General features: G+C 69.1%; 3 protein-coding genes and 1 pseudogene. All 4 read left to right on the top strand.

Annotation, left to right across the window (positions count from 1 at the left end; all coding sequences use genetic code 11):
* Window positions 1-225, top strand: a pseudogene (locus APY03_RS10525) (efflux RND transporter periplasmic adaptor subunit); the annotation flags it as partial.
* The gene (locus APY03_RS10530) at window positions 222-3,524 is read left to right on the top strand and encodes an efflux RND transporter permease subunit (RefSeq protein WP_068676520.1); all 3,303 of its coding nucleotides are present in this window, start codon (window positions 222-224) and stop codon (window positions 3,522-3,524) included. The pseudogene APY03_RS10525 and the gene APY03_RS10530, both read left to right, overlap by 4 nt.
* A complete protein-coding gene (locus APY03_RS10535; protein ID WP_068676522.1) occupies window positions 3,521-3,730 on the top strand; it encodes a YgaP family membrane protein in 210 nt (69 codons plus the stop codon). Before APY03_RS10530 ends, APY03_RS10535 begins: the two co-directional genes overlap by 4 nt.
* A gap of 2 nt (window positions 3,731-3,732) precedes the next feature.
* Window positions 3,733-5,145: a TolC family protein gene (locus tag APY03_RS10540; RefSeq protein ID WP_232081189.1), complete on the top strand. Its 1,413-nt coding sequence runs from the start codon at window positions 3,733-3,735 to the stop codon at window positions 5,143-5,145.
* The last annotated feature ends 93 nt before the right edge of the window (window positions 5,146-5,238 follow it).

Genomic DNA, 5,238 nt, shown 5'->3' on the forward strand with positions numbered 1-5,238 from the left:
GCCGGGGTGACGCCCAGCCTGTCCGTGCCGCTGTCGGCCATCGTGCGCCGCGCCGAGCTGACGGGACTCTACGTGCTCAATCCCGAAGGCCGTCCCCTGCTTCGCCAGGTGCGCCTCGGCCGGGTGGACGGCGACAAGGTCGAGGTGCTCTCGGGCCTGATGCCGGGCGAGCGGGTCGCCACCGATCCGCAGGCCGCCGCTCGCGTTCGCCAGACGACACCATGACACAGCAAGGCCGCTCCTCGTCGATGGGCATCTCGGGCCGGATCGCGGCGTTCTTCCAGGGCGCCCAGATCACGCCGTTGCTCGCGCTCGTGGCACTCCTGCTCGGCGCCTTCGCGGTGCTGGTCACCCCGCGCGAGGAAGAGCCGCAGATCAACGTCACGATGGCGAACGTGCTCATCCCCTTCCCGGGCGCGGGCGTGCGGGACGTGGAGCAGATGGTGGCCGGTCCGGCCGAACAGGTGCTGGGGCAGATCGCGGGCGTCGAGCACGTGATGTCCGTGTCGCGCCCCGGGGTGGCGGTGATCACGGTGCAGTTCAAGGTCGGGGTGCCGCGAACCGAGGCGCTCGTTCGCTTGTACGACACGGTCAACGCCAATGCCGACTGGCTGCCCAAGGGGCTGGGCGTGCTCGATCCGATCGTCAAGCCCAAGGGCATCGACGACGTGCCGATCGTGACGCTGACGCTCTTCAGCAAGAACGCCGCCATCGGCCCCTACGACCTGGAGCGGGTGGCCCACAGCATCGAGGCCGACCTGAAGCGCGTGGCGGGCACCCGCGAGGTGAGCACCATTGCGGGAGCGGGCCGCGCCGTGCTCGTCGAGCTCGATCCCGCGCGCATGGCGGGCGCCGGCGTCACCGTGTCCGACATGCGCAGCGCGCTGCTGTCCGCCAGCCTCGGGCTGCCGGTCGGAGAGCTGGTCTCGGGGAACCAGGCCGTGGCCATCGAGTCCGGTCCGTTCCTGCGGCAAGCCAGCGAAGTCGGCGAACTGGTCGTCGGCGTGCGCGGCGGCAAGCCGGTGTTCCTGCGCGACGTGGCCACGGTGCGCGACGGCCCGCTGCCGCCCAGCCGCTACGTCTGGCATGGCGAGGCCGGCAAGGAGGGCGCCGCTCCGTCGGAGTATCCGGCGGTCACCCTCTCGATCACCAAGAAGCCGGGCGAGAACGCCATCGACGTCGCCGACGCCGTGATGCGGCGCGTCGATGTTCTTCGCAACACGGTGATTCCCGCCGACGTGCGGGTTGCCGAAACGCGCAACTACGGCGCCACGGCCAACGACAAGGCGCAGAAGCTGATCCAGAAGCTCCTGTTCGCCACCGCCTCGGTGGTGGCGCTGGTGTTCCTCGCGCTGGGGCGGCGCGAAGCGGCGATCGTCGGCGCTGCAGTGATCCTGACGCTGACGGTCACGCTCTTCGCATCCTGGGCCTGGGGCTTCACGTTGAACCGGGTGTCGCTGTTCGCGCTGATCTTCTCGATCGGCATCCTGGTCGACGATGCGATCGTCGTGGTCGAGAACATCCACCGCCACCAGCAGCTGCATCCCGAACGCACGTTGGCGCAGATCATCCCGGGCGCGGTGGACGAAGTGGGCGGGCCGACCATCCTGGCCACGCTGACGGTGATCGCTGCGCTGCTGCCGATGGCCTTCGTGTCGGGCTTGATGGGGCCCTACATGAGCCCGATCCCGATCAACGCGAGCATGGGCATGCTGCTGTCGCTGGCGATCGCCTTCGTCGTCACGCCCTGGCTGGCGCGCCTCTGGATGAAGGCTGCGCCGGACCACGTGGCCGAGGCCGATGGCCACACGACGGCTCACGGCCTGGCTGCCAAGCTCGGGCCGCTGTTCGAACGGGTGTTCCGCCCGCTGCTCGACGAGCGGCGCGGCTCGCGCAATCGCCGCCTGCTCGGCGCGGGCATCGGCCTGCTGATCGCACTCTCGCTCGTGCTGCCGGCGATCGGCCTGGTCCAGCTGAAGATGCTGCCCTTCGACAACAAGTCGGAGTTCCAGGTGGTCGTCGACATGCCGGCCGGAACACCCGTCGAACAGACGGCCGCGGTGCTGCAGGAGCTGGGCGCCTACCTGGCCACCGTGCCGGAGGTGACCGACTACCAGGCCTATGCCGGCACTGCCGCGCCCATCAACTTCAACGGGCTGGTGCGCCAGTACTACCTGCGCGCCGGCGGGGAAGTCGGTGACCTCCAGGTCAACCTGGTCGACAAGCACGAGCGCGAGGCGCAGAGCCACGCGATCGCCACCCGCGTGCGGCCCGCGCTCCAGAAGATCGGCGAGCGCTTCGGCGCCAACGTCAAGGTGGTGGAAGTACCGCCGGGCCCGCCGGTGCTGTCGCCGATCGTGGCCGAGATCTACGGGCCCGAGATCGAAGGACGGCAACAGGTTGCCAAGGCGGTGCGCGCGGTGTTCGAGAAGACGCCCGGACTGGTCGACGTCGATGACAGCAGCATCGCCGCGGCGCCCCGGACCCTGCTGCTGGTCGATCGCCAGAAGGCGGCGATGCTGGGCGTGCCGCAGCAGGCCATCGTGACCACGCTCCGCACGGGCCTCGCCGGCGAGGCCACGGCCTACCTGCACGACCAGAGCAAGTACCCCGCGGCCGCGACCCTGCAATTGCCGGCCGAGCGCCAGGGCGACCTGAACACGCTGCTGCAGCTCACGGTGCGCAGCGCCTCGGGCAACCTGGTGCCCATCCGGGAACTGGTCAAGGTGACGGACACCGTGCGCGAGCAGCCGCTCTACCACAAGGACCTGCTGCCGGTGAACTACGTCGTCGCCGACATGGCCGGCAAGATCGACAGTCCGCTCTATGGCGTCGCCTCGATGCGCAGTGAACTGGCCGGCATCGCGACGCCGGGCGGTGGAACACTGGCCGAATACTTCATCCGCCAGCCCGAGGACGCCTACCGTGACTACGCGCTCAAGTGGGATGGCGAGTGGCAGATCACCTACGAGACCTTCCGCGACATGGGCGCCGCCTATGCCGTCGGCCTGGTGCTGATCTACCTCCTGGTGGTGGCGCAGTTCGGCTCGTACCTGACGCCGCTGATCATCATGGCGCCGATTCCGCTGACCATCGTCGGCGTGATGCCCGGCCATGCGCTGCTGAACGCGCAGTACACGGCGACCAGCATGATCGGGATGATCGCGCTGGCCGGGATCATCGTGCGCAACTCGATCCTGCTGGTCGACTTCATCAACCTGCAGGTGCGCGAGGGGATGCCGTTCAAGGACGCCATCGTGCACTCCGCCATCACCCGGGCCCAGCCGATCATGCTGACCGGCCTGTCGGCCATGCTCGGCGCCTTCTTCATCCTCGACGACCCGATCTTCAACGGGCTGGCGATCTCGCTGATCTTCGGCATCTTCGTCTCGACGGTGTTGACGCTGGTCGTCATCCCGATCCTCTACTACGTCGCGTATCGCAACCGCCTGGGTGCGATCACGGGGTCTGCGGCACCAGGCCAGACGTCTTTCACCGTGCCACCTCAAGGAGCTTCCTCATGACCTCATGGCAACTCGTGCGTCTCGTCGCCGGTTCTTTCATCCTGCTGTCGCTGGCGCTGGGCATCCCCGGCAGCCCGATCTTCGTCAGTTCCTGGTGGCTGGCATTCACCGCCTTCGTCGGGTTGAACCTGCTGCAGAGCTCACTGACGAAGTGGTGCCTCATGGAAACGATCATGCGCAAGCTCGGCGCGAAGCCGGGCGCCTGAACGTGGCTGCCCGGCGGTTCCCGACCCTGCAGGGCTGTCTGCTCGCCGGCGCGATGGCGCTCGCCTGCGCTTCGCAGGCAAGCCACGCGGCCGACCTGATTGAAGCCCTGCAGGCGGCCGAGCGCGCCGACATGGACCACGCCGTGGCACGAGCCGCCCACGAGGCCGCGCTGCCGCGCCGCGACCAGGCCGCGGCACTCTGGCGGCCGCGCGTCGAGGCGACGGCCTCGGGCGGCTTCGGGACCCACGAGACACAGACCCGTGGTGCGCAGTTCTCCACGCCCGCGTTCGGCGTGTCGAACGACGTGAACTTCAACACCTCGATCCGCGGAGGCACCGCCGGCCGCTGGGCGATCACCGCAAGCCAGCCCCTCTACAACCCCGCGCGGCGTGCGCAGCAGCGAGTGCTCGGCCTCTCTGTCGACCGGGCCGACCTCGAGTGGCAGTCCGCCCGGCAGTCGCTGATGTTGCGCGTGGCGCAGCGCTATTTCGACCTCGCGCTGGCCGAGGAGTCGCTGCGCGTGCTGAAGCTCCAGCTGGATGCGGTGCAACGCGCCTCGACCGAAGCGAAGGACCGCTTCACCCTGGGCTCGACACCGGTCACCGACACGTACGAGACGGGCGCACGCCTGGCTGGTGTTCGTGCGCAGGTGCTGGCAGCCGAGAGCGACGTGCAGCTCAAGCGCAACCTGCTGGCCGACAGTACCGGACTGCCCGCAGCGACGCTGTCGGCCCGCTTGCCGGCCGGCCGCTCCGCGGATGCACGGCCGAGGCCGCTGGAGGCCTGGCTTTCCGATGCCCAGTCCGGCAATCCGGACGTCCGCATACAGGAACTGGCGGCCGAAGTCGCGAAGCAGGAGGCATCCAGGTTCAGCTTCCAATCATCGGTCGCGGTGGATGTCATCGCGCAGGCTTCGCGCGAACGGCTCAGCGGCAGCGGTGACTTCGGCTCCGCCTCCAACAGGGGGACGGACCGCATGATCGGCGTGCAGGTCTCCGTGCCGCTGTTCACCGGCGGCTACCGCAGCGCCCAGCAGGAAGAGGCCCTGCGCCTGGCCGGCAAGGCGGCCACGGAGGTGGATCGCAGCCGGCAGGTGACGGCGCAGCAGGTCCGGTCCGCATGGCTCGGGCTGAGCGTCGGTGCCGAACGGGTGCATGCCCTTGCCGATGGGGTGAAGGCCAGCGAGGCGCGGCGCGATGCCACCCACCTGGGGCACCAGGTCGGCGAGCGCACCACCCTCGACCTGCTGAACGCCGAGAACGACACCGCTGCAGCGCGCCTTGCGCTGGTTCAGGCCCGCGCGGGACTGCTGATGGATCGGCTGCGCCTCGCGGCGCTCGTCGGGCAGCTCGATGACGATGCCTGGCGGTCGGTCAATGAAGACCTCGAGCCGGTCTCTTCGGCGCGGCAGTAATCGACAGGTCTGACTCCCTTTCACCACCCAAGGCCGGGCATCCCGGCAACGCACTGGAGATGGTATGGACGCCTCCCCCCTCGCTGATCGAGT

The organism is Variovorax sp. WDL1 (assembly GCF_001541225.1).
Taxonomy (GTDB): Bacteria; Pseudomonadota; Gammaproteobacteria; order Burkholderiales; family Burkholderiaceae_C; genus Variovorax.